At 65.1% G+C, this 22,445-nt stretch carries 20 protein-coding genes; 14 read left to right on the top strand and 6 right to left on the bottom strand.

Annotated elements, in window-relative coordinates:
* Nucleotides 1-2 precede the first annotated feature (2 nt).
* On the bottom strand, nt 3-746 hold the full coding sequence (glnH, locus tag E8E91_RS04505) for a glutamine ABC transporter substrate-binding protein GlnH (protein WP_280374779.1): 744 nt from the start codon (nt 744-746) through the stop codon (nt 3-5).
* A 388-nt stretch (nt 747-1,134) separates the two neighbouring features.
* Between glnH and E8E91_RS04500 the strand changes: the two genes are divergently transcribed.
* Together E8E91_RS04500 and E8E91_RS04495 are read left to right on the top strand one after the other, a co-directional pair.
* Complete coding sequence (locus E8E91_RS04500; RefSeq protein ID WP_280374778.1) at nt 1,135-2,463, top strand: aspartate aminotransferase family protein; 1,329 nt, start codon at nt 1,135-1,137, stop codon at nt 2,461-2,463.
* A 10-nt stretch (nt 2,464-2,473) separates the two neighbouring features.
* Complete coding sequence (locus E8E91_RS04495; RefSeq protein ID WP_280374777.1) at nt 2,474-3,037, top strand: carboxymuconolactone decarboxylase family protein; 564 nt, start codon at nt 2,474-2,476, stop codon at nt 3,035-3,037.
* A 152-nt stretch (nt 3,038-3,189) separates the two neighbouring features.
* On the opposite strand, the gene E8E91_RS04490 is transcribed toward E8E91_RS04495, so the two are convergent.
* Nucleotides 3,190-3,438: a hypothetical protein gene (locus E8E91_RS04490; RefSeq protein ID WP_280374776.1), complete on the bottom strand. Its 249-nt coding sequence runs from the start codon at nt 3,436-3,438 to the stop codon at nt 3,190-3,192.
* Nucleotides 3,439-3,553: 115 nt separating this feature from the next.
* Here E8E91_RS04490 and E8E91_RS04485 point away from each other — a divergent pair, with 115 nt between their 5' ends.
* Nucleotides 3,554-4,426 (top strand): WYL domain-containing protein, encoded by an 873-nt coding sequence (locus tag E8E91_RS04485; protein ID WP_280374775.1) that lies wholly within the window; start codon nt 3,554-3,556, stop codon nt 4,424-4,426.
* 234 nt (nt 4,427-4,660) lie between these two features.
* Here the strand turns inward: E8E91_RS04485 and E8E91_RS04480 are convergent, their stop codons facing one another.
* Both E8E91_RS04480 and E8E91_RS04475 read right to left on the bottom strand, forming a co-directional pair.
* Nucleotides 4,661-5,860, bottom strand: coding sequence for an MFS transporter (locus tag E8E91_RS04480; RefSeq protein ID WP_280374774.1), 1,200 nt, complete (start codon nt 5,858-5,860; stop codon nt 4,661-4,663).
* The gene (locus E8E91_RS04475; protein WP_280374773.1) at nt 5,857-5,997 is read right to left on the bottom strand and encodes a hypothetical protein; all 141 of its coding nucleotides are present in this window, start codon (nt 5,995-5,997) and stop codon (nt 5,857-5,859) included. The genes E8E91_RS04480 and E8E91_RS04475 overlap by 4 nt, the downstream gene beginning before the upstream one ends.
* 143 nt (nt 5,998-6,140) lie before the next feature.
* Here E8E91_RS04475 and E8E91_RS04470 point away from each other — a divergent pair, with 143 nt between their 5' ends.
* Nucleotides 6,141-7,238 carry an efflux RND transporter periplasmic adaptor subunit gene (locus E8E91_RS04470; protein ID WP_280374772.1) on the top strand — a complete coding sequence of 366 codons (1,098 nt, stop codon included), beginning with the start codon at nt 6,141-6,143 and terminating at the stop codon, nt 7,236-7,238.
* Between the two features lies 1 nt (nt 7,239).
* Nucleotides 7,240-10,323, top strand: coding sequence for an efflux RND transporter permease subunit (locus E8E91_RS04465; protein WP_280374771.1), 3,084 nt, complete (start codon nt 7,240-7,242; stop codon nt 10,321-10,323).
* Between the two features lie 325 nt (nt 10,324-10,648).
* Here the strand turns inward: E8E91_RS04465 and E8E91_RS04460 are convergent, their stop codons facing one another.
* Both E8E91_RS04460 and E8E91_RS04455 read right to left on the bottom strand, forming a co-directional pair.
* Complete coding sequence (locus E8E91_RS04460; RefSeq protein ID WP_280374770.1) at nt 10,649-11,389, bottom strand: thioredoxin family protein; 741 nt, start codon at nt 11,387-11,389, stop codon at nt 10,649-10,651.
* Nucleotides 11,390-11,497: 108 nt separating this feature from the next.
* Nucleotides 11,498-12,511: an AraC family transcriptional regulator gene (locus E8E91_RS04455; RefSeq protein WP_280374769.1), complete on the bottom strand. Its 1,014-nt coding sequence runs from the start codon at nt 12,509-12,511 to the stop codon at nt 11,498-11,500.
* A gap of 702 nt (nt 12,512-13,213) precedes the next feature.
* On the opposite strand from E8E91_RS04455, the gene antA reads away from it, so the two are divergent.
* The 9 genes from antA to E8E91_RS04410 all read left to right on the top strand — a co-directional run bounded on the left by antA (nt 13,214) and on the right by E8E91_RS04410 (nt 22,376).
* On the top strand, nt 13,214-14,608 hold the full coding sequence (gene antA / locus E8E91_RS04450; protein ID WP_280374768.1) for an anthranilate 1,2-dioxygenase large subunit: 1,395 nt from the start codon (nt 13,214-13,216) through the stop codon (nt 14,606-14,608).
* The gene (gene antB / locus E8E91_RS04445) at nt 14,605-15,096 is read left to right on the top strand and encodes an anthranilate 1,2-dioxygenase small subunit (RefSeq protein WP_190827751.1); all 492 of its coding nucleotides are present in this window, start codon (nt 14,605-14,607) and stop codon (nt 15,094-15,096) included. Before antA ends, antB begins: the two co-directional genes overlap by 4 nt.
* A gap of 19 nt (nt 15,097-15,115) precedes the next feature.
* Complete coding sequence (gene antC / locus E8E91_RS04440) at nt 15,116-16,141, top strand: anthranilate 1,2-dioxygenase electron transfer component AntC (protein ID WP_280374767.1); 1,026 nt, start codon at nt 15,116-15,118, stop codon at nt 16,139-16,141.
* Between the two features lie 253 nt (nt 16,142-16,394).
* The gene (locus E8E91_RS04435) at nt 16,395-17,558 is read left to right on the top strand and encodes an ABC transporter substrate-binding protein (RefSeq protein ID WP_280374766.1); all 1,164 of its coding nucleotides are present in this window, start codon (nt 16,395-16,397) and stop codon (nt 17,556-17,558) included.
* Between the two features lie 61 nt (nt 17,559-17,619).
* A complete protein-coding gene (locus E8E91_RS04430) occupies nt 17,620-18,531 on the top strand; it encodes a branched-chain amino acid ABC transporter permease (RefSeq protein ID WP_190827747.1) in 912 nt (303 codons plus the stop codon).
* 10 nt (nt 18,532-18,541) lie between these two features.
* On the top strand, nt 18,542-19,561 hold the full coding sequence (locus tag E8E91_RS04425) for a branched-chain amino acid ABC transporter permease (protein WP_280374765.1): 1,020 nt from the start codon (nt 18,542-18,544) through the stop codon (nt 19,559-19,561).
* On the top strand, nt 19,558-20,307 hold the full coding sequence (locus E8E91_RS04420) for an ABC transporter ATP-binding protein (protein WP_280374764.1): 750 nt from the start codon (nt 19,558-19,560) through the stop codon (nt 20,305-20,307). Before E8E91_RS04425 ends, E8E91_RS04420 begins: the two co-directional genes overlap by 4 nt.
* Entirely contained in the window at nt 20,300-20,989 is a 690-nt protein-coding gene (locus E8E91_RS04415; RefSeq protein ID WP_271470408.1) for an ABC transporter ATP-binding protein, read from the top strand. Before E8E91_RS04420 ends, E8E91_RS04415 begins: the two co-directional genes overlap by 8 nt.
* A gap of 133 nt (nt 20,990-21,122) precedes the next feature.
* Nucleotides 21,123-22,376, top strand: a complete 1,254-nt coding sequence (locus tag E8E91_RS04410) for an OprD family porin (RefSeq protein WP_280374763.1) — start codon at nt 21,123-21,125, stop codon at nt 22,374-22,376.
* Nucleotides 22,377-22,445 lie beyond the last annotated feature (69 nt).

Genomic DNA, 22,445 nt, shown 5'->3' with positions numbered 1-22,445 from the left:
GCTTATTGCGGATCGGTGCCGAACCACTTGCGGTAGATCTCGGCGTAGGTGCCGTTCTCACGGAGCGTCTTCAGCGCGCCGTTGACCGGCTCACGCAGCTCGCTGCCCTTGGGGAAGCCGATGCCGTACTGCTGCGCCATCATCTGCTGGCCAACGGCTTTGACCTGACCTTCGCCGGCGGTCTTGATGTAGTAGAGGACGTTCGGCGTGTCGTGCATGGCGGCGTCGACGCGGCCGGTGCGCAGTTCCAGGTAGGCGTTGTCGATGTTGGGGAACTGGCGCAGGTCGCTGGCCTTGAGGTTGGCCTTGGCATAGTCGGCGGCGGAGGTGCCGCTCTTCACCGCGACAGTCTTGCCAACAATATCCGCCTCGCCCTTGATGCTGTCGTTGTCGCTGCGGACCATCAGCAGGAAGCCGCTGTCGTAGTAGCCGTCGGAGAAGTCGATGGCCTGCTTGCGCTCTTCCTTGATGGTGATGCCGGCGAGCGCCAGGTCCACGTTGCGGGTCTGCAGCGCGGGGATGATGCCGTTGAAGTCCATGGGCTTGAGTGTGTACTTCCAGCCCAGTTCCTTGGCGATGGCCGCCCAGAGATCGATGTCGAAGCCCACGTACTCGTTGCCCTGCTTGAACTCGAAGGGCACGAAGGCAGTGTCGGTGGCGACCAGCAACTCCTTGTCGGTGGCATTGGCGTGGGTGGTTGCGGCGATGGCGAGTGCAGCCAGGGCTGCTTTGAGCAGGTGCTTCATGTGCATGCTTCCTCTCGGACGTGGACGAACGGGCCCTGGCCGGTGCGGCTTCAGGCGTTTCTGGCAGTCAGGTTTCAGCAAGGGCCCGAGGAAGGCACCCGGCTGGTTTGTTGTTGTTAGCTGCTAGGCCACTGTGTCAGCGATGTGCTGCACGGCCATCATGCTTTCGAGCAAGATAAGCATGCATTTTCCACAAATGCAATATTGATTTGCGCAATCTTCTGCCCACACAAAAATCCTTATACTCAATTAAAACCCTTATAAATCAACATATTCAAGCTATTCATCGCTTGCATACCCGACATCACGCCTTCCGAAATATTGGCAAATATTCATTGCACAACCACAATTTGCATATATTCTTTGCCGAAATGCACCGGAGGGCACCATGAGCCACGTATTCCACCGCAGCCTCACCCAGAGCTACCCGACTGCCGTCCAGGGCGACGGTCCCTACCTGATCGACAGCCAGGGCAAGCGTTACCTGGACGCCAGCGGCGGCGCGGCGGTGTCCTGCCTCGGCCATAGTGACGCCAGCGTGATCGAGGCGATCCGTGACCAGGTCGGCAAGCTCGCCTATGCCCACACCTCCTTCTTTACTTCCGAACCCATGGAAGCGCTGGCCGACTTCCTCATCGAACGAGCCCCGCAAGGGCTGGAATCGGTGTACTTCGTCTCCGGCGGCTCCGAGGCCGTGGAAGCCGCGCTCAAGCTGGCGCGTCAGTATTTCGTGGAGATCGGCCAGCCCCAGCGCCGCCATGTGATCGCCCGCCGCCAGAGCTATCACGGCAACACCCTGGGTGCCCTGGCAGCCGGGGGCAATGCCTGGCGCCGCCAGCAGTTCCAGCCGCTGCTGATCGACGTGAGTCACGTCAGCCCCTGCTACGCCTACCGCGAGCAACGCGCCGACGAATCCCCGGAAGCCCTGGGGCTGCGCCTGGCCGCCGAGCTGGAGGCGGAAATCCTCAACCTCGGCGCGGATAACGTGATGGCCTTCATTGCCGAGCCGGTGGTGGGCGCCACCCTCGGCGCGGTGCCGGCGGTGCCCGGTTATTTCAAGCGGGTCCGCGAGGTGTGCGACCGCCACGGCGTGCTGCTGATCCTCGACGAGGTGATGTGCGGCATGGGCCGTACCGGCACCCTGTTCGCCGCTGAACAGGAAGGTATCAGCGCCGACCTGATCACCGTCGCCAAGGGCCTTGGCGCCGGCTACCAGCCCATAGGCGCAACCCTGGTGAGTGGCCGCATCGTCGACGCCATCCGCGGGGGTTCGGGCTTCTTCCAGCACGGCCATACCTACATCGGCCATGCCACCGCCTGCGCCGCTTCCCTCGCCGTGCAGAAGAGCATCGAGGAACGCCAGCTGCTGCCACGCGTGCGCGAGCTGGGTGATGCCCTGCATGCCCGGTTGCAGGCACGCTTCGGCGACCATCCTCATGTGGGCGACTTACGTGGCCGCGGGCTGTTCCGTGGTCTGGAACTGGTCCAGGACCGTGCCAGCAAGGAGCCCTTCGATCCCGCCCTGAAATTCCACGCCAAAGTGAAGAAGGCCGCCATGGCCCATGGCCTGATGTGCTACCCCATGGGCGGCACCCTCGATGGCCGGCGCGGTGACCACATCCTCCTGGCACCGCCCTTCATCCTCGAAGAGAGCCACCTGGATGAGCTGGTGGACAAGCTGGACGCCGCCCTGGGCAGCGCCTTGGCTGGAATCTGAGGACGCGCCGATGAAGATCGAATCGCGATTGACCACCCTCGACGAAGGACAGATGAGCGACGCCCAGCGCGACGTGCTGAAGGCCATCCTCAGCGGCCCGCGTGGCAATCTGGACGGCCCCTTCCTGGCCTGGATCCACAGCCCCGAGCTGGCCGACCACGCCCAGCGCCTGGGTGCCTTTTGCCGCTATGGCACGCGTCTGCCGCTGCGCCTGACCGAGCTGGCGATTCTGTTCACCGCATCCTGGTGGCAATCCCAGGCGGAATGGCAGATCCACGAGCCTATCGCCCGCCAGGCCGGCGTCAGCGATGCGGTGATCGAGGCCCTGCGCCAGGGGCTGGAGCCGGCCTTCGAGCAGGAAGACGAACGCCTCATCTACCGCCTGGGCCACTCGCTCTACGCCACCCGCCGTATCGACGACGCCCTCTACGCCGAAGCCATCGCGGCCTTTGGCGAGCCGGCAGTGGTGGAGTTGGTGGGCGTATTCGGTTACTACGCCCTGGTAGCCATGACGCTGAACGTGTTCCAGGTAAGACGCGGCACCGATACGCCACTGCCTTTTGCCGAGCCCTGATACAGCGCTGGCTGCGCGATGGTTTCGACCTGCGCCGCAATTGGTGAACACGCGGCGCCCCCCCCTACAGTCGGTCTCGTGCGCAGATATGCAGCCAGGGTGCGCTGTACGCACCGGCAGTCGAGCCTTGCGCAACGGTCATCCCGCGCCGGTCAGCGCAGCGCCTGGTCCGCCGACCCCGCCGGCCGGGCCAGGTACCGGCCAGCCTCCTGCAGCCGGCGGTTCTCCCGGCGCAGGGCATCATTGGCAGTCTGCAACTCATGCAACCGGCGCCCCATGTCGGCCAGCGCCTCCTGCCAGTAGCGCACCCGCAGCTCCTGCCAGAACAGGGCCAGCATCAGCAACGCAATCAGCAGGATCGCACCGCCGAGCAAGGCCCAGATCAGTTCCATGGCACTCATTCCCCACTCCAGAATGGGCAGTCTTGCCCGACGCTGCAAACATATGTAGCGTCAGACGACAGGTCTAGAATGTAGATGTGTACAGGTAAACATTTGGCACGGATGGAGGCACGCCATGAAACGCAAGCAGTCGATCGAACACGTGCGCTGGGACCTGGCCCTGCGCTACCGCCTGATCGAGACCGTGGCCTGGTGGGAAGGGCGCTTGACCACCAATCACCTGATGCAGAGCTTCGGCATCAGCCGCCAGCAGGCGTCCAAGGACATCAACACCTACATTGGTGAACATGCGCCCAGGAACCTGACATATGACAAGCACCTGAAGGGCTACGTCCCCAGCAAGCAGTTCCGCCCGCTGTTCATCGACGACAGCGCCGATGCCTATCTCCACCTGCTCAACCAGAACCACGAGCGCGCCCCCCATATCGAAGGCCTGGCCCTGGCCTATGCCCACACCGAAGTGCTCAAGGTGCCGGACCGCTCGGTGCGCCCGGAAGTGCTGCGCCCGCTGCTGCGCGCCTGCCGCGAGGGGCTGCGCCTGGAGACCGAGTACGTTTCCCTGGCCAACCCTGCCCCGGAGATTCGCCTGATTGCCCCGCACACGCTGATCTACACCGGCATGCGCTGGCACGTGCGCGCCTATTGCGAAAAGAACCGTGCCTACCGTGACTTCGTCCTCAGCCGCCTGCGCGGCGTGCCGGAGTTGCTGGACAAATCGGACTTCGGCCGTGAGCAGGATGAAGGCTGGAACACCCAGGTACAGGTGATCATCGAGCCGGACCCGCGCCTCAAGCCGGCGCAGAAGGCGCTGATCGAAGTCGATTACGGCATGCAGGACGGCCGTCTGGTGCTGGATACCCGTGGCGCCTTGGTGCAGTACGTGCTGCAGCGCTACCAGATCGACCAGAACAAGGTGCAGGCCAAGGCCGCGGCCCAGCAGATCGTGGCAGCCAACCTGGAGGAACTGCAGCGCTGGCTGTACAGCTGATTGCAGCCCTGCCCGATCGAGAAAGGGACCGATCGGGCAGCACTTCATTCGTCACGCGATCCCACGAACTAGACTTCCATTAAGGCCCCAAAGAGAAGAGCCTCTGGCCGTCGCGGCACCTTCCCCATCCGCGAGTGATCGCGAAGCTTCGGCGGCCTTCTTTGGGAAGGTGCAATTTGCCCTCTCCTAGGGGCTGCATCCGCTTCGCGTCGCCCTTTCAGGCCTTTCCGCCCCCTACCCCGCCGCTGAAACCGCAGCGTTCCGGGCCTTGCGGGTCATCAGATTGAACAGGCTGAACGCGCTCAGGGCGAATACGCCCTGCAGACCGATCATCGGCCAGGCGGTGCCATCCTGCAGGGCACCCAGCAGCAGGCCGCTGCACGTGGCGCCGAGCATCTGCGAAAAGCCCATCAGACCGGCGGCCAGCCCCGCGCGGTGGGCGTTGGGCATGACCACGCCAGCCACCGACGCGGGGATCAGCATGCCGCCGCCCAGTGTCACCAGCACCTGCGGCAGGGAAAGGCCCAGCACCGACAGCCCGAGGGTGGCATGCACCAGCACGGTGAGGGTGGCGCCGGTAGCCACGAGGCTGATGCCAATACCGACGATACGCTGCGGCCCCAGCTGCATGATCTTGCGCTGGGTGAACAGCGCCCCGGCGATCAGCCCGGAGATGGTGGCGCCGAACGCCATGCCGTATTGCGCCGAGTTCAGCCCCAGCAAGCCGATATAGACCGCCGATGAACCAGCCACTACGGCGAACATCGCCCCGTAGGTGCCCGCCAGGGTCAGGGCCAGGGCGCGGCTGGAGCGCTGCTTGAGCAGGTCGAAGTAGTCGCGCGCAAGGGTCGCCGGATGCCCGGCCTTGGGGTCGAGGCTGGGATTGGATTCGCGATAGAAGGCCAGCACCGCCAACAGCGCGACGCTGCCGATGGTCAGCGAAGCCAGGACGGGGGCGTGCCAGCCGCCCCACTGGGTCAACAGGCCGCCCACCATCGGTGCCAGGGCGATGGCGCTGAGCATGCCGATCACGGTCAGCGCCAGGGCCGGCGCGGCCTGGGCCTTCCACACATCGCGAACGATGGCTCGCGCCAGCACCAGCGCGGCGCAGGCGCCGAAGCCCTGGGCGACACGTCCGAGGATGAAGCCGGTCATGTTGTCGGCCAGCAGCATCCAGGCGGTGGCGGCCAGGTAAAGGGCGAGACCGCCGATCAGTACCGGCCGGCGGCCGACGCGGTCGGACAGCGGCCCCATCAGCAGTTGCCCGATACCGAAGGCGGCGACGAAACCGGACAGCGCGGCAAGGCTGGCGCCATGCACCGCGCCCAGGCCCTGCTCGATCCTGCCGAGGGCGGGAATCAGCAGTTGGGTGGATATCTCGCCCAGGGCGGTCAGCGCCATGAGGATGACCAGCAGCAGACGCGACGGGCTCATGACCGGACTCCTTCTGCTTCAGCTTCCAGCACAAGGGCCATCAGCTGCCATTCCAGGGCCTGCCAGTCATCATTGCTGACGGCAGACGGGGCGCCGCAATCCGCATCGCGTTGCACGGTTTGTTGCTCTTGGTTCATCGCAGGCATCTCCGTTGGTCGCTTCGCCCTTGGGCTGACGAATTAAATGACGAGTGACATATATACACAAAATTAGATTATGCCTATCATATTTTCGACCTGCGGTACTCCGCCCCGTCGCCGCCCTACCCGAGGATCGCTCCATGAATCGTCCGCACCTTGCCCTTCTCGCCCTGATTCCCGCGGCCCTGGTGGCCTTGAGCGGCTGCAACAGCCAAGCCGACACCTCGGTCACCGCGCCCCAGCCACGGGCGGTACTCGCAACAGACGTGCAGGCGGCTTCCCAGCAGGACGCGCTCTACACCGGCGTGGTGGCTGCACGTACCGCCAGCGACCTGGGCTTTCGCGTCGGCGGCAAGGTCATCGCCCGCAAGGTGGACCCGGGCACCCGGGTCAAGCGTGGCGACGTGCTGCTGGTGCTGGACAACACCGACTTCGAACTGGCCCTGCGCGCCGCGCGCAACCGCGTGACCGCCGCCGAGGCCGAACTGCGCCAGGCCCGCGACGACGAAGCCCGCTACCGCCGCCTGTCCGGTACCGGCGCCGTGTCTCGCCAAATCTACGATCAGGCTAACACCCGCTTGCGGGTGGCCCAGGCCGAACAGGCCGCCGCGACGTCGGAAGCCGCCCAGGTGGAAAATCGCCGCACCTACTCCACCCTCCAGGCCGACGTCGACGGCGTGATCACCGACGTGCGCGTGGACCGCGGCCAGGTGGTCGCCGAAGGCCAGATCGTCGCGAGCCTGGCCCATGACGGCGCCCGCGAGGCGGTGATCGATATCCCGGAAACCCAGCGTTCCCTGGCCAACCACCCGGCCCGAGCCTATCCCTACGGCGCCTCGGCCGACGCAGTGCCGGCCACCCTGCGCGAGCTCTCCGCTGCCGCGGACACCACCACCCGCACCTTCCGCGCCCGCTACACCCTGGGTGGCGACTCCAGCGCCCTGGCCATCGGCTCCACCATCACCCTGCGCCTGGACGGCACGGCCCGCGAGCAACTGGTGCGCGTCCCCCTGGGTGCCCTGCATGACAAAGGTCAGGGCACCGGCGTCTGGGTCATCAAGACCGACGGAAAGGTAGAGCTGCGCACTGTTCGCGTGGTGCGCCTGGAACAGGAAGAGGCGGTTCTGGAAGGCGGCGTGCAGCCGGGTGAACGCATCGTCGCCCTTGGCGCCCACCTGCTGAACCCCGGTGACAGCGTGCGTGAACTGCCGGCGCCGTCGCTGGCCCTGGAGCACTGAGATGAGCCGCTTCAACCTTTCCGCCTTCGCGGTACGCAATCGGGCGGTGACCCTGTTCCTGATCATCGCCACCCTGGTCGCCGGCGCCATCGCCTTCAACAAGCTGGGCCGTGCCGAAGACCCGTCCTTCACGGTCAAGACCATGACCATCACCGCCGCCTGGCCGGGCGCCACCGCGCGGGAGATGCAGGAACAGGTGGCGGACCGCCTGGAGAAGCGCCTGCAGGAACTGGACTTCTACGACCGGGTGGAAACCATCGCCCAGCCGGGCTTCGTCTCGATGAAGCTGCAGTACCTGGATTCCACCCGCCCTGGCGACATCCAGGAGCTCTTCTACCAGACCCGCAAGAAGCTCTCCGACGAAGCCAAACGCTTGCCGCAAGGCGTCGTCGGCCCCTTCTTCAACGATGAATACTCGGACGTCTACTTCGCCCTCTACGCGCTGGAGGCCCAACAGCTGCCGCACCGCCAACTGGTGCAGATGGCCGAGGACCTGCGCCAGGGCCTGCTCAACCTGCCCGGCGTGAAGAAGGTCAACATCCTCGGCGAACAGGCCCAGCGCATCTTCGTCGAGTTTTCCTACCAGCGCCTGGCCACCCTCGGCCTGAAACCCGAACAGATCTTCGAAGCCCTGGGCAAGCAGAACGGCGTGGCACCGGCCGGCTTCGTCGAAACCAGCGGCCCACGCGCCTACATCCGCCTGGATGGCGCCTTCGACAGCCTGAAGCTGATCGAGAACGTGCCGATCAATGCCAACGGCAAGCTGCTGCGCATCGCCGACGTGGCCACGGTCAAGCGCGGCTACGAGGACCCGCCGACCTACCGCATCCGTCACCAGGGCGAGCCGGCACTGATGCTCGGCGTGATCATGGACAAGCACTTCAACGGCCTGGAGCTGGACAAGTCCCTCCAGGCCGAGGAAGACCGCATCCACGCCGGACTGCCCTTGGGCGTGACGTTCGACAAGGTCTCCGACCAGGCCGAGAAGATCCGCATCGCGGTGAATGAGTTCATGATCAAGTTCTTCGTCGCCCTCGGCGTGGTGATGCTGATCAGCCTGCTAGCCCTGGGCTTCCGTGTCGGCCTGGTGGTCGCCGCCGCCGTGCCGCTGACCCTGTCGATCGTCTTCGTGATCATGCTGATGACCGGTCGCGAGTTCGACCGCATCACCCTCGGCGCGCTGATCCTCTCCCTCGGCCTACTGGTGGACGACGCCATCATCGCCATCGAGATGATGGTGGTGAAGCTGGAGGAAGGCCTCGACCGCATCCAGGCCGCCACCTTCGCCTGGACCTCCACCGCCGCGCCCATGCTCACCGGCACCCTGGTGACCGTCATCGGTTTCCTGCCGGTGGGCTTCGCCAAGTCCGGCGCGGGCGAGTACGCCGGCAACATCTTCTGGATCGTCGGCTTCGCCCTGCTCGCCTCCTGGGTGGTGGCGGTGTTCTTCACACCCTACCTGGGGGTGAAGCTGCTGCCGAAGATCCAACCCGTCGCCGGTGGCCATGAAGCGCTCTACGCCACCCGTCTCTACCAGCGCCTGCGCGCCCTGGTCACCTGGTGCGTAAACCACCGCAAGACCGTCACTGCCCTGGTGGTGGCGGCGTTCGTCGCCAGCGGCCTGGGCATGGGCATCGTGAAGAAGCAGTTCTTCCCCAACTCCGACCGTTCCGAACTGCTGGTTGAGGTCTACATGCCGCCGGGTAGCGCCTTCAAGGCCACCGAATCCGTGGTCGCCCAGGTGGAAAAAGCCCTGCTGGAAGAACCCCAGACCAAGCTGGTCAACGCTTATGTGGGCGGTGGGGCGCCACGCTTCTTCCTGTCGCTGAACCCCGAGCTGCCGGACCCGGCCTTCGCCAAGATCATCGTGCAGACCGCCGACTCCAAGGCCCGCGATGCCCTCAGGGCGCGCATGCAGGCGCGCATCGCCGCCGGCGAATTCCCCTCGGCACGGGTGCGCGTCACCCAACTGGTATTCGGCCCGCCGGTGCCGTTCCCGGTGGTGTTCCGTGTGTCCGGTCCCAACCTCGACCAGCTGCGGCAGATCAGCGAAGAGGTGCGTGCCGTGGTCGCCGCCAACGCCATGACCCGCGACACCTTCGTCGACTGGGGCGAGCGCAGCAGCTCCTATCGCCTGGTGCTGGACCAGGACCGCCTGCGCCTGCTCGGCTTCACCCCCAATGAGGTGAAAAGCCAGCTCAACGCCCTGCTCACCGGCAACCCGGTGACCGAAGTCCGCGAGGGCACCCGCACCGTGGCCGTGACGGTCCGTGCGCAGAACACCCAGCGGGAAAACCTCGGCGGTATCGAGGGCCTGACCATTACCAACGCCGCCGGCGTCTCGGTGCCGCTGGAACAGGTCGGCCGTTTCCAGCCGCTGATGGAAGAGCCCATTCTCAAGCGTCGCGACCGCGAACTGACCTTCGAAGTGCGCGCCGACATCATCAAGGGCACCCAGCCGCCGGATGTGGAAAAAGCCGTGTACGCCGACCTGCAACCGCTGATCGCCAAGCTGCCGGCCGGCTACAAGGTGACCATCGGCGGCCCGGTGGAAGAAAGCGCCAAGGCCAACAAGGCCCTGGCCGTGCTGTTCCCGGTGATGATCCTGCTGACCCTGGTGGTGATCATGTTCCAGGTGCGTTCCTTCAGCCGGATGTTCATGGTCTTCGCCACGGCGCCCCTGGGCCTGATCGGCGCCATGCCGGCGCTGCTGCTGTTCAACCAGCCCTTCGGCTTCAACGCCATCCTGGCGCTGATCGGCATCGGCGGCATCCTGATGCGCAACACGCTGATCTTCACCGACCAGATCGACCAGGAACTGGCCCACGGCCGCCCCCTGCGCGAGGCCATCATCGAAGCCACGGTACGCCGCGCCCGCCCGGTACTACTCACTGCCCTGGCTGCCGCCCTGGCCTTCATCCCGCTGACCTTCTCGGTGTTCTGGTCGTCCCTGGCTTATGTGCTGATCGGCGGCGTGCTGGTGGGTACGGTGTTGACCCTGCTGTTCCTGCCGGCACTGTGCGCGCTGGTGTTGCGGGCGAGCAAACCGGTGGCCAGCCCCAAGGAGCACATGGCCTTGACGTAGGTTGGCGCCAAGCGCAGCGCGGCCCAACACTCAGGCCTCATGGCCCCCGCGTTGGGTTTCGCTGCGCTCGCGGAACGCCGCCCGACCCAACCTACAATCGAGGCACTCGTAACCCGGTGCAATCCGGGAGCTCTTCGTAGGGTGGATCACGCTTCACCGATCCACCATGCGTGTTCCAGCCGGACCTCGCTGGTGGATGTAAAGAGCGACATCCACCCTACGCCACTGCTGCTCACCTCCTCAGGGATATCAGCCGCTCCTTGTGGGAGCGAATTCATTCGCGAATAAATTCGCTCCCACAGGCCGGGCGAGACACTGGAGCGCGTTATTCCGCGCAGCAGCTATGCACCGCCTTGGCCGGCTCGTCCTCATAGCGGTCGTGGTAGGTCATCCAGTCCATGATCTCCTGCTCGTCCCGTCCCTTGGGCAGCAGGTCGAGGAAGTTGTAGGCGCCCACCAGCAGGTCCAGGCCACGGGCATAGGTGGAATAGGTGTGGAAAATCTCCCCCGCCTCGTTGCGATAGAACACGCTGAGGCCGGGCATGTCCTCGCCCGGGTCCTTGCTGGTGCCGTAGTTGTAGCGGGCGGTGCCGGCGGCGATGTCCTCGGGCCGGGCGGCCACGCCGAAGTCCTGGTTGAAGGAGCTGCCCTGGGACGACACCCACTTGAACTTCCAGCCCATGCGCTTGCGGAAGGCCTGGAACTCCTGCAAGGGCGCACGGGACACGCAGAGCAGCGTCACATCATGGTGCTTGAGGTGCTGGTTGGGCCCGTCGATGTGGTCGGCGAGGAAGGAGCAGCCGGGGCAACCTTCCTTCCAGTTGGGGCCGAACATGAAGTGGTAGACGACCAGGGTGCTGCGCCCGTCGAACAGGTCGGCCAGGGTTTCCCAACCGTCCGGTCCCTCGAAGGCGTAGACCTGCTCGATTCGAACCCAGGGCAGCGCCCGCCGCTCGGCGCTGAGCCGGTCGCGTTCACGGGTGAAGGCCTTTTCCTTGCGCAACAGCTCCTCGCGGGCATGCAGCCATTCCTCGCGGGAAACCACGGGGTGTTTGTCGATTTTCATGTCGCAATCTCCTGAACCAGACGGAAATAAGGGACTCGCCCCTGGTAGTCGTCTTAATTCAGGCCCGCTCGACAATCACCCGCGCATTTCTCGACAGGCGGCACTGGTTCAGAGAGAACGCCCGCGCCGCTCCTCCAGGCGCTGGATGGTCATGCTCGGGGTTTCGTCGAACAGCTTGCGGTACTCGCTGGCGAAGCGGCCGAGATGGTTGAAGCCCCAGCCCATGGCGATCACCGAGATATTCCGGGCGCTGCGGTCTTCCAGCAGCTCCTGGCGCACGGCGGTCAGGCGGTGCTTCTTCAGGTAAGCCATGGGCGATTGGCCGAAATATCGCTTGAAGCCCTCGAACAGCTTGAAGCGCGAGACGCCCGCGGCCCGCTCGATGTCTTCCAGGCAGATTTCCTCGCGGGCATGGACGTGGATGAAGTCCCGCGCCCGCACCAGGTAATGGGGCAGCTTGATCTCCAACCGTCCGCGCAATTCCTCCGAATAATTGTTCGGCTGCGCCAGGATCAGCCCCTTGATCAGCGCGCTTTCCAGGTCGCGGGTGAAGAACAGCTGGCCGTAGAGGTCACGGCTGCGCTCCAGCTCGTCGATCAGGTGCCGCGCCATGCGCCACCAGGACGCCGCGGCGCCCTCCACCGCGTTCATCTCCGCCTGGAAGCTCAACGGTGTGTCCACGCTGCGCTGCAGAAGGTCCTCCAGGGTCTGCTGCATGGCGGCACGGGGAATGGCTACCTGCAACTTGTGGCAGTCACCGGCGATGGTGAGCTCCTGATACTCGTGGGGCGACACGATCACCCCCCAGTCGCGATCCGAACGCAGCAGATGGCCGGACTTGGCCAGCTCCTGCTCACCGGCCAGCGGCAGGCTGAGGCTGTAGCAATTGAGGTTCATCTCGTCGCCGACGCCGATGGTGACGTCGGTGCCGTACTCGACGTAGCCCATCGTCGTCGACATCGAGGGCAGCACGTTGCCGCTGTGATGGAACTGGATCCGCTCGGGCTTTGCAGCCTTCAGGTGGTGAGGGCCACAGATGTTCGACATCCAGGAACGAGCCCCGGCGAGGTCGTAGCGATCGGCGGAAATGTCTCGGAATTGATGGTTCTTCGTACTCATCACGCGGCACCCAAAACGGCTTCTGGAGATGCGCGCTCTGCGGCGCGTCAACATGGACAAGGCAAGCTCCGTGCCACGCCCCTGCGGTCCGTCGCGATTCGAAACAAAAGGATAGCATTGTCGAAATTCGTGGATACCCGCCTCTGTCTGGAGGGCCCGTCAGGCCTGTTCCAGAGCGATTCGCCGCCCCAGTACGGAGCAACCCGCCTCGCCACGGCGCAGCGTGGCAAAAACGCTTCGAATGCTCCCCGAAAGGGGCCTGCCCTCACCTCGAGAGCAAACCGATGGCCTTTGGTAATCACCAGTGTTACCGCCATTGACCGGACACCGCACCGAAGACGCCGACACCGAAGCAAGCGGACAGCCTTCACCAACTTTCCGGATAGCGCGCCAGGTGCGCTTCTGCTAGCCGCGCGAAAAAGCGTTACCCCGCATCGCAGACCGTTACTGCGGCCTCGGGCGCCATGGCGAAGGCAGATTTCAATCCTCTCCGGCACCTGTTGGCCATCCGCTTTTTTGGCGAAAGCTATCCGCTTATTCAGACTGCCAGAAATCCTTTGAAAGCCCCGTCACCCGGGCCTTTCAAGCGCCCGGTGAGCCGTCAAAATTTTCGGCGTTTCTTCGCCAACCAAGCGGATAGACCAGCCGGGCCGTGGCTCCTTCTAATGACCTCCACTGTTTCGCCCGATGTGGAAGGTGCCACCCATGAATACTTCGAATAAAAACATTGCGCAGTGGAGAGAGTACGTCAGCGGCTGCCTGGACTTCCGTCCGGACGAAGGCGTGTACCGCATTGCCCGCGACATGTTCACCGAGCCGGAACTGTTCGACCTGGAGATGGAACTGATCTTCGAGAAGAACTGGATCTACGCCTGCCACGAGAGCGAGATCCCCAATGCCCACGACTTCATGACCCTGCGCGCCGGCCGCCAGCCGATGATCATCACCCGTGACGGCAACGGCCAGCTGAACGCGCTGATCAACGCCTGCCAGCATCGCGGCGCCACTCTCACCCGCGTCGGCAAGGGCAACCAGTCCACCTTCACCTGCCCCTTCCACGCCTGGTGCTACAAGAGCGATGGCCGCCTGGTGAAGGTCAAGGCACCCGGCGAGTACCCGGAAGGTTTCGACAAGGCCACCCGTGGCCTGAAGAAGGCACGCATCGAGAGCTACAAGGGCTTCGTCTTCATCAGCCTCGATGTCGCGGGCACCGACAGCCTCGAAGACTTCCTCGGCGACGCCAAGGTGTTCTTCGACATGATGGTCGCCCAGTCGCCCACCGGTGAGCTGGAAGTCCTGCCAGGCAAGTCCACCTACACCTTCGACGGCAACTGGAAGCTGCAGAACGAGAACGGCCTGGACGGTTATCACGTCAGCACCGTGCACTACAACTACGTGGCCACCGTGCAGCACCGCCAGCAGGTCAACGCCAGCAAGGGCAGCGCCGGCAGCACCCTGGACTACAGCAAGCTCGGCGCTGGCGATGCCGAAACCGACGACGGCTGGTTCTCCTTCAACAACGGCCACAGCGTGCTGTTCAGCGACATGCCCAACCCCACCGTGCGCCCCGGTTACGCCACCGTGATGCCGCGCCTGGTGGAGGAGCACGGTCAGGGCAAGGCGGAGTGGATGATGCACCGCCTGCGCAACCTGAACATCTACCCCAGCCTGTTCTTCATGGACCAGATCAGCTCGCAGCTGCGCATCGTGCGTCCGCTGGCCTGGAACAAGACCGAGATCATCAGCCAGTGCATCGGCGTGAAAGGCGAATCCGACGCCGACCGCGAAAGCCGCATCCGCCAGTTCGAGGACTTCTTCAACGTCTCCGGCATGGGCACCCCCGACGACCTGGTGGAGTTCCGCGAACAGCAGCGCGGTTTCCAGGGCCGCCTGGAACGCTGGAGCGACATCTCCCGCGGCTACGGCAAGTGGGTCACCGGTGCCACGTCGAACAGCCAGACCCTGGGCATCGCCCCGGTGATGACCGGCACCGAATTCACCCATGAAGGCCTGTACGTGAACCAGCACGCCAACTGGCAGCGCTTCCTGCTCCAGGGCCTGGACCAGAAAGCCCTGAAACTGCAGGAGGTGCAGGCATGAACCCGCAGCTGCAATACCAGATCGAGCAATTCCTCTACGCAAAATCCGCCCTGTGCGACGCCCAGGACTGGGACGCCTACCTGGATCTGTTCGACGAGCAGTGCGAATACCACCTGCCCCAGTGGGACTCCGAGCACGAGTACACCCGGGACCCGAAGCGCGGCATGTCGCTGATCTACTACAGCAACCGTTCGGGCCTTGAAGACCGCGTATTCCGCATCCGCACCGGCAAGGCCGCCTCGACCATCCCGATGCCGCGCACCCTGCACCAGATCAGCAACGTGCGCGTCAAGGAGCGTGACGACGGCCAACTGGAAGTGAAGGCCAACTGGCACACCCTGTACTTCCGCCTGGGCCAGAGCGAGCAGTTCTTCGGCCATGCGACCTACCACCTCAAGCCCGTGGGTGAGAGCTGGAAGATCACCCGCAAGCACATGGTCCTGCTCAACGACACCATCAACTCGGTGCTCGATTTCTACCACCTCTGATTGCCCGGATGTACGCGCCATGAACCACAAGGTCGCCTTCAGTTTTGCCGATGGCAAAACCCTGTTCTTCCCCGTGCAGGGCAACGAGATCCTCCTCGATGCCGCCCTGCGCAACGGCATCAACATTCCGCTGGACTGCCGCGAGGGCGTCTGCGGCACCTGCATGGGCCGCTGCGAGTCCGGCCGCTACGCCATGGACTACGTGGACGAGGAGGCCTTGTCGGCCAAGGACCTGGAGCAGCGCAAGATGCTCACCTGCCAGACCCGCGTGCAGTCCGATGCGTCCTTCTACTTCGACTTCGACTCCGCCCTCTGCGGCGCGTCGAAGACGGTGCAGGAGCGCGGCATCGTCACCTTCGTGGAGCAGGTCTCGCCGACCACCGCCATCCTCCACCTGGATGCCGGTGTCGACGGCCAGCAGCTGGACTTCCTGCCGGGGCAGTACGCCCGCCTGCAGGTGCCGGGCACGGACTCGAATCGCTCCTACTCCTTCGCCAACCGGCCGAATGCGGAGAACAAGCTGCAGTTCCTCATCCGCCTGCTACCGGACGGGGTGATGAGCAACTACATCCGCGAACGCTGCAAGGTGGGTGACGAAATCCGCTTCGAAGCCCCGCTGGGTGCTTTTTACATGCGCCACATCGAGAAACCGCTGCTGCTGGTAGCCGGCGGCACCGGCCTCTCGGCCTTCCTCGGCATGCTCGACGAAATCGCCGAACGCGGCGGCTGCGGCCAGCCGGTGCACCTGTTCTACGGCGTGCGCCAGGTGGCGGACCTCTGCGAGCTGGAGCGCATCCAGGGCTACGCCGAGCGCATCCCAAACTTCAACTTCACGCCGGTGATCAGCGACGAAGGCCAGGACTGGAAAGGCAAGCGCGGCTACGTCCCCGAGCATTTCGATGCAGCGGCCCTGCGCGAAGCCCCCTTCGACATGTACCTCTGCGGCCCGCCGCCGATGGTCGAGTCGGTGAAGACCTGGCTCACGGATAACGGCATCGACAACGGCCACCTGTATTTCGAGAAGTTCACCGAGAGCAATACCTGAACGGGCTCTTCGTAGGATGGGTGGAGCTTGCGATACCCATCAATTCGCAACGTCAGGTGTACTCGGGTTCATTGCCCGGACACCGGACAGCATGGGTATCGCTCCGCTCCACCCATCCTACAGAGTCCAGCGCCACGCCCATCCCGGCGCCGCCCATAACCACAACAAACACGCTCCACCCGCTTCACCAACTGCCCAAACAACAACTATGCAGGCCGGGTCACGCCGGCACTGCGCAACCAAGGCGGTAACCATGAAAAAAACCCTGAACCTTGCGATGCTGGGGGCCGCGCTGGCCTCTTCCCTCCCCGTTCTGGCACAGGACCCTGTGCGCATCGGCTTCATCACCACCCTCTCCACCCCCGCTGGCTACCTGGGCGAAGACGCCCGCGACGCCTTCCGCCTGGCCATGGACCAGGAAGGCGGCAAGCTCGGTGGCGTGCCGGTGGAACTGGTGGTCGAGGACGACGGCCTGCAGCCCGCCAAGGGCAAGCAGATCATCGACCGCATGAGCCTCGACGGCATCTCGCTCTACACCGGCGTGATGTTCTCCAACGTCCTCGCCGCCGTGGTCAACGGCGCCACCCAGGGTGACCGCTTCTACATCAGCACCAACGCCGCGCCCTCCAACCTCGCCGGCGCCCAGTGCAAGCCGAACTACTTCGCCGCCTCCTACCAGAACGACGTCCCCCACGAGATGGCCGGCGTCGCCGCCAACGACCTGGGCTACAAGAAAATGGTCATCCTCGCCCCCAACTACCAGGCCGGCCGCGACGCCCTGGCCGGGTTCAAGCGCACCTTCAAGGGCGAGGTCACCGAGATCTACACCAAGCTCAACCAGCTGGACTTCTCTGTGGAGCTGGCGCGCATCCGCTCGCTGAACCCGGACGCGGTGTTCCAGTTCCATCCGGGCGGCGGCGGCATCAACTTCGCCAAGCAGTACGGCAGCTCGGGCCTGGCCAAGAGCATCCCGATGGTGGTGCCGGTGTTCTCCATGGACGAACGCATGCTCGCCGCCACCGGCAACGTGGCCGAGGGCGTCAACGTGGTCAGCGGCTGGAACCCGCAGTCCGACAACCCGGCCAACCAGGCCTTCGTCAAGGCGTTCACCGAGAAGTACAACCGCGCGCCCACCATGTACGCCGCCCAGGGCTACGACACCGCGCGCCTGATCGGTTCCGCCCTCAAGGCCACCAACGGCGACATCAAGAACGCTGAAGCCTTCCGCAGCGCCCTGCGAAATGCCCGTTTCGACTCGGTACGTGGCGATTTCCGCTTCGGCAGCAACCAGCACGCCGTGATCGACTGGCACCTGCTCAAGGTCCAGGCCGGCGCCGACGGCAAGCTCACTGAAGTGCCGGTGAAGACCATCGCCAAGGCCCAGGTGGACAGCTACGCGGCCCAGTGCGCGCTCTGATCCCGACCTGAACCGCCAGCCCGCCGGCCAACCCGGCGGGCCATCACCGCAGGACTTCGCCATGCTGTTGCTCGAACAACTTCTCAACGGCCTGCAGTACAGCGCCCTGCTGTTCCTGCTCGCCTCCGGCCTGACGCTGATCTTCGGCATCATGGGCGTCATCAACCTGGCCCACGGCGCCTTCTACATGGTCGGTGCGTTCTGTGCCGCCTACACCGCCATCGCCAGCGGCTCCTTCTGGCTCGGTGGCCTGGCCGCCCTGGCCGGTGCCGCGCTCTATGGTCTGGTGATCGAGACCGGGATCATCCGCCGCCTCTACAACCGCGATCACCTCGACCAGGTGCTGGCGACGCTGGCCGTCGTGTTCTTCACCAACGAACTCATCACCCTGCTGTTCGGCCGCAGCCCGCCGGCCATGCCCACGCCGGACTGGTACAACGCCTTCGTCGAAGTGCTGCCCGGCCTGATGTACCCGGTCAGCCGCCTGCTGTTCATCGGCGCCGGCCTGCTGGTGGCCCTCGGCATGTGGCTGCTGATCAACCACACCCGCCTGGGCATGCTGATCCGTGCCGGTGCCGACGACCACGAGATGGTCGGTGCCCTTGGCGTCAACATCAGCCGCCTCTACACCCTGGTGTTCGTCTTCGGCTGCGTGCTCTGCGGCCTGGCCGGTTTCATGGCGGCGCCGCTGCTCTCGGTGGAGATCGGCATGGGCGAGAAGGTGCTGATCACCACCTTCGTGGTCATCGTCGTCGGCGGCGTCGGTTCGGTACGTGGCGCCCTGGTCGGTGCCCTGCTGATCGGCATGGTCGACAGCCTCGGCCGCGCCTACATCCCACCGCTGCTGGACCAGCTGCTGCCCGCCGACGTCAGCGGCGCACTGAGCGGCGGCCTGATTTCCGCCAGCGCCTACATCGTCATGGCCCTCGTGCTGCTGGTGCGTCCGCGCGGCCTGCTGCCGGCCCGTGCCTGAGGAGAATCCCATGTCCCGTCGACTGATTATCGACCTGGCCTGCCTGGCCACCTTCGCGCTGATGCCGCTGCTGGCGGCGCTGCTCGACGAACCCTTCCTGGTCAGCCTGTTCACCCGCCTGGCCATCTACGGCATGGCCGCCGCCAGCCTGGACCTGCTGATCGGCTACGGCGCCATGGTGAGCTTCGGCCACGCCGCGTTCTTCGGCCTGGGCGGTTATGTGGTCGGCATCATCGCCTTCCATACGTCCCAGGGCATGCCGCTGTGGGGCTGGGAGGGCAGCAACAGCGCACTGGTGGTCTGGCCGCTGGCCCTGCTTTGCTGCGCCCTGCTCGGTCTGGTGATGGGCTACCTGTCGCTGCGCACCAGCGGCGTGCAGTTCATCATGATCACCCTCGCCTTCAGCCAGATGCTCTATTTCATCCTCGGCTCGCTGTCGCTCTATGGCGGCGACGACGGCATCCTGATGAACGAGCGCAACACGGTTCCGGGCCTCGATCTGAACGACGCCAACGCGTTCTATTACCTCTGCGTGGCCCTGCTGGTGGCCTGGCTGCTGGTCTGCCGGCGCCTGGTGGGCTCGCGCTTCGGCTTCGTCCTGCGCGGCCTCAAGCAGAGCGAAAGGCGCACCGTCAGCCTGGGGCTGAAACCCCTGCGCTATCGCCTCACCACCTTCGTCATCGCCGGCCTCGGTGCCGGTCTGGCCGGTCTGCTCTGGGCCAACTACGCGCTGTTCGTCAGCCCCGACATGGCGTCCTGGCAGAAGTCCGGCGAGCTGATGGCCATGGTCATCCTCGGTGGCGTCGGCACCCTGCTCGGCCCGGTACTGGGCGCTGCCGTCTACCTCGGCCTGGAGCAACTGCTGAGCCTGTGGACCGAGCACTGGCTGCTGATCTTCGGACCGCTGCTCCTGCTGGTCGTGCTGTTCGGCCGCCAGGGCATCCTCGGCCTGCTGCTGGCAGGCAGTCGGCCGCGCAAGTCCCCAACCAGGCCCGCCCCCGTCGTCACCACCCGCGAGGTGCACCCATGAGCGCGCAACTGTCCATCCGTGGCCTGGAGAAGGCTTTCGGCGCGGTGAAGGCCACCAATGGCGCCAACCTGGAACTGGCCGCTGGCGAGCTGCACGCCATCATCGGCCCCAACGGCGCGGGCAAGTCGACGCTGATCTCGCAGATCGCCGGGGAAATCCGTCCGGACAAGGGGCAGATCCTCTTCGCCGGCCGGGACATCACCGATGTTCCGGCCCACGAGCGTCCACGCCTGGGCCTGGCGCGGTCCTTCCAGGTCAGCCAGCTTTACCCGGACTTCAGCCTGCTGGAAAACGTCGCGGTGGCCATCGCCGCCCGCGAAGGCAAGAGCTTCGGCATGTGGAAGCCGCTGTCCCGCGACCGCAGCCTGCTGGACCCGGCGCGCGGCTATCTGGAGCAGGTCAGCCTCGGCCCGCGCGCCGAAGACCGGGTGAACGAGCTGTCCCACGGCGAGCGCCGCCAGCTGGAACTGGCCCTGGCACTGGCCCAGGAAGCCTCGGTGCTGCTGCTGGACGAACCCATGGCCGGTATGGGGGCGGAGGAATCCGCACGCATGACCGAGCTGCTCATGTCGCTCAAGGGGCGCTACGCCATCCTGCTGGTGGAACACGACATGGACGCGGTGTTCGCGCTGGCCGACCGCATCACCGTGCTGGTCTACGGCCAGACCATCCTCACCGGCTCCGTCGAAGAAGTCCGCAGCAACGCGCAGGTCCGCGCCGCCTACCTGGGGGAAGAACATGCTTGAAGTCAGTGGATTGCAGGCCGGCTACGGCCTGAGCCAGGTGCTGTTCGACATGCACCTGAAGATCGAACAGGGCGAAGTGGTGTCGCTGATCGGCCGCAACGGCATGGGCAAGACCACCACGGTGAAATCCATCATGGGCCTGCTCAAGCCGAGCGCCGGGAACATCCGCATCCACGGCAGGGAGATGCGCGGCGCCACGCCCTACCGCATCGCCCAGGCCGGCCTCGGCCTGGTGCCGGAAGGCCGCCGCGCCTTCGGCACCCTGAGCGTGAAGGAGAACCTGCTGGCCACCGCCAGCAAGGGCGGCAAGTGGGACCTCAAGCGCATCTACGCGCTGTTCCCGCGACTGGAGGAACGCCAGGAGCAATTGTCGAAGACCCTCTCCGGCGGCGAGCAGCAGATGCTGGTGGTGGGCCGCGCGCTGATGACCAACCCGCAGTTGCTGATCCTCGACGAAGCCACCGAAGGCCTGGCGCCGGTGATCCGCGAGACCATCTGGAACTGCCTGGCCACCCTCAAGGCCGAGGGCGAGACCATCCTGGTGATCGACAAGAACCTCAAGGAGATGGCGCGCGTAGTGGACCGCCATCACATCATCGAGAAGGGCCGCCAGGTCTGGCAGGGCACGCCAGCGGAGCTGGCGGCTGCCCCCGAGCTTTCCCACCGATATCTGGGCGTCTAGAGCACCGCCCTGATCCGCCCGGTCCGTGGTCACGACGGACCGGCAACCCCGACGCAACCCGCCTCCCGCCGGCTTCGCAAAAAGCCGGCGGCGGACGGTTGCGCCCAAAAACCAGAAGAAGAAGAGCCTTGCGATGATCGATAAGTCCCGTGCGTTACCCCTCCTTTTGAGCACCCTCCCCCTCAGCGCGCTGGCCGCGGAATCCGGTTTCATCGAGGACGCCACCGCCACCCTGCAGCTGCGCAACTACTACTTCAGCCGCGATTTCTCCGACATCGTCGGACCGAACAAGCAGTCCAAGGCCGAGGAATGGGCCCAGGGCTTCATCCTCAACTTCAAGTCCGGCTACACACCGGGAACCGTGGGCTTCGGTATCGACGCCATCGGCACCCTCGGCATCAAGCTCGACAGCAGCCCCGACCGGGTCAACACCGGCCTGCTGCCGGTGCAGGAGGATGGCGAGGCCGCCGACGACTACAGCCGCCTGGGCGTGGCCGGGAAGATGCGCGTGTCGAAAACCGAGCTGAAAGTGGGTGAGTTGCAGCCCAACCTGCCGGTGCTGATGTTCAGCGACATCCGCCTGCTGCCGCCCAGCTACCAGGGCGCCAGCGTCACCTCCAGCGAGATCGCCGGCCTCACCCTGCAAGGCGGCCACCTGACCGGCACCAGCCTGCGCAACGAAGCGGGCGACGACAAGATCCAGGCCCAGATCGGCTACCAGCCACAACGCCAGGCCTCCAGCGACGCCTTCAACTACGCGGGCGCGGATTACGCGTTCAACAGCAACCGCACCACGGTGGGCGCCTGGTACGCGCAACTGGAAGACATCTACGACCAGCGCCTGATCAGCCTCAAGCACGCCGAACCTGTGGGCGACTGGGTATTGGGCGTCAATGCCGGCTTCTACGACTCCAGCGAAGACGGCAAGAAGCTGATCGGCGAAGTCGACAACCAGGCCTTCTACTCGCTGTTCTCGGCCAAGCGCGGCGGCCACACTTTCTTCGTCGGCTACCAGGGCATGTTCGGCGACCAGGGCTTCCCGAAGGTGTTCGCCAACATCACCCCGCTGGGCAACGAGGTCCCCACCTACGAGTTCGCCTCGGCGGATGAGCGCTCCTGGCAGGTGCGCCACGACTACGATTTCGCCGCCCTCGGCATCCCCGGCCTGACCACCACCCTGCGCTACATCAAGGGCGATAACGTCGACACCGGCAAGGGCTTCGAAGGCGAGGACTGGGAGCGCGACCTGGACATCGGCTACGTGATCCAGAGCGGCTCGCTCAAGGGCCTGGGCGTGCGCATCCGTAATGTCACCGCACGCTCCAACTACCGCACCGACATCGACGAGAACCGCCTGATCCTCAACTACACATTGGCACTGTTCTAAGACCGAGCGCCGTTGCCTGGTATAGGCAGGGCCTGCTTTACCTGTGGGGGCACAGGCCTGAAGGCCCGC

Origin of the sequence: Pseudomonas sp. BN515 (assembly GCF_029873155.1) — a bacterium.
Lineage (GTDB): Bacteria > Pseudomonadota > Gammaproteobacteria > Pseudomonadales > Pseudomonadaceae > Metapseudomonas.
The sequence above is the reverse complement of the archived record's forward strand: the minus strand, read 5'-3'. Positions and strand labels throughout refer to the sequence as shown.

Bases quoted from the DNA above. Each gene is read 5' to 3' on its own strand.
- E8E91_RS04430 (WP_190827747.1), top strand. From the start codon at position 17,620: ATGCTGTTGCTCGAACAACTTCTCAACGGCCTGCAGTACAGCGCCCTG.
- E8E91_RS04500 (WP_280374778.1), top strand. From the start codon at position 1,135: ATGAGCCACGTATTCCACCGCAGCCTCACCCAGAGCTACCCGACTGCC.
- E8E91_RS04410 (WP_280374763.1), top strand. From the start codon at position 21,123: ATGATCGATAAGTCCCGTGCGTTACCCCTCCTTTTGAGCACCCTCCCC.
- antC (WP_280374767.1), top strand. From the start codon at position 15,116: ATGAACCACAAGGTCGCCTTCAGTTTTGCCGATGGCAAAACCCTGTTC.
- antB (WP_190827751.1), top strand. From the start codon at position 14,605: ATGAACCCGCAGCTGCAATACCAGATCGAGCAATTCCTCTACGCAAAA.
- E8E91_RS04475 (WP_280374773.1), bottom strand. From the start codon at position 5,997: ATGAACCAAGAGCAACAAACCGTGCAACGCGATGCGGATTGCGGCGCC.
- E8E91_RS04490 (WP_280374776.1), bottom strand. From the start codon at position 3,438: ATGAGTGCCATGGAACTGATCTGGGCCTTGCTCGGCGGTGCGATCCTG.
- E8E91_RS04425 (WP_280374765.1), top strand. From the start codon at position 18,542: ATGTCCCGTCGACTGATTATCGACCTGGCCTGCCTGGCCACCTTCGCG.
- E8E91_RS04485 (WP_280374775.1), top strand. From the start codon at position 3,554: ATGAAACGCAAGCAGTCGATCGAACACGTGCGCTGGGACCTGGCCCTG.
- E8E91_RS04415 (WP_271470408.1), top strand. From the start codon at position 20,300: ATGCTTGAAGTCAGTGGATTGCAGGCCGGCTACGGCCTGAGCCAGGTG.
- E8E91_RS04495 (WP_280374777.1), top strand. From the start codon at position 2,474: ATGAAGATCGAATCGCGATTGACCACCCTCGACGAAGGACAGATGAGC.
- E8E91_RS04470 (WP_280374772.1), top strand. From the start codon at position 6,141: ATGAATCGTCCGCACCTTGCCCTTCTCGCCCTGATTCCCGCGGCCCTG.
- E8E91_RS04460 (WP_280374770.1), bottom strand. From the start codon at position 11,389: ATGAAAATCGACAAACACCCCGTGGTTTCCCGCGAGGAATGGCTGCAT.
- E8E91_RS04480 (WP_280374774.1), bottom strand. From the start codon at position 5,860: ATGAGCCCGTCGCGTCTGCTGCTGGTCATCCTCATGGCGCTGACCGCC.
- glnH (WP_280374779.1), bottom strand. From the start codon at position 746: ATGAAGCACCTGCTCAAAGCAGCCCTGGCTGCACTCGCCATCGCCGCA.
- E8E91_RS04465 (WP_280374771.1), top strand. From the start codon at position 7,240: ATGAGCCGCTTCAACCTTTCCGCCTTCGCGGTACGCAATCGGGCGGTG.
- E8E91_RS04420 (WP_280374764.1), top strand. From the start codon at position 19,558: ATGAGCGCGCAACTGTCCATCCGTGGCCTGGAGAAGGCTTTCGGCGCG.
- antA (WP_280374768.1), top strand. From the start codon at position 13,214: ATGAATACTTCGAATAAAAACATTGCGCAGTGGAGAGAGTACGTCAGC.
- E8E91_RS04435 (WP_280374766.1), top strand. From the start codon at position 16,395: ATGAAAAAAACCCTGAACCTTGCGATGCTGGGGGCCGCGCTGGCCTCT.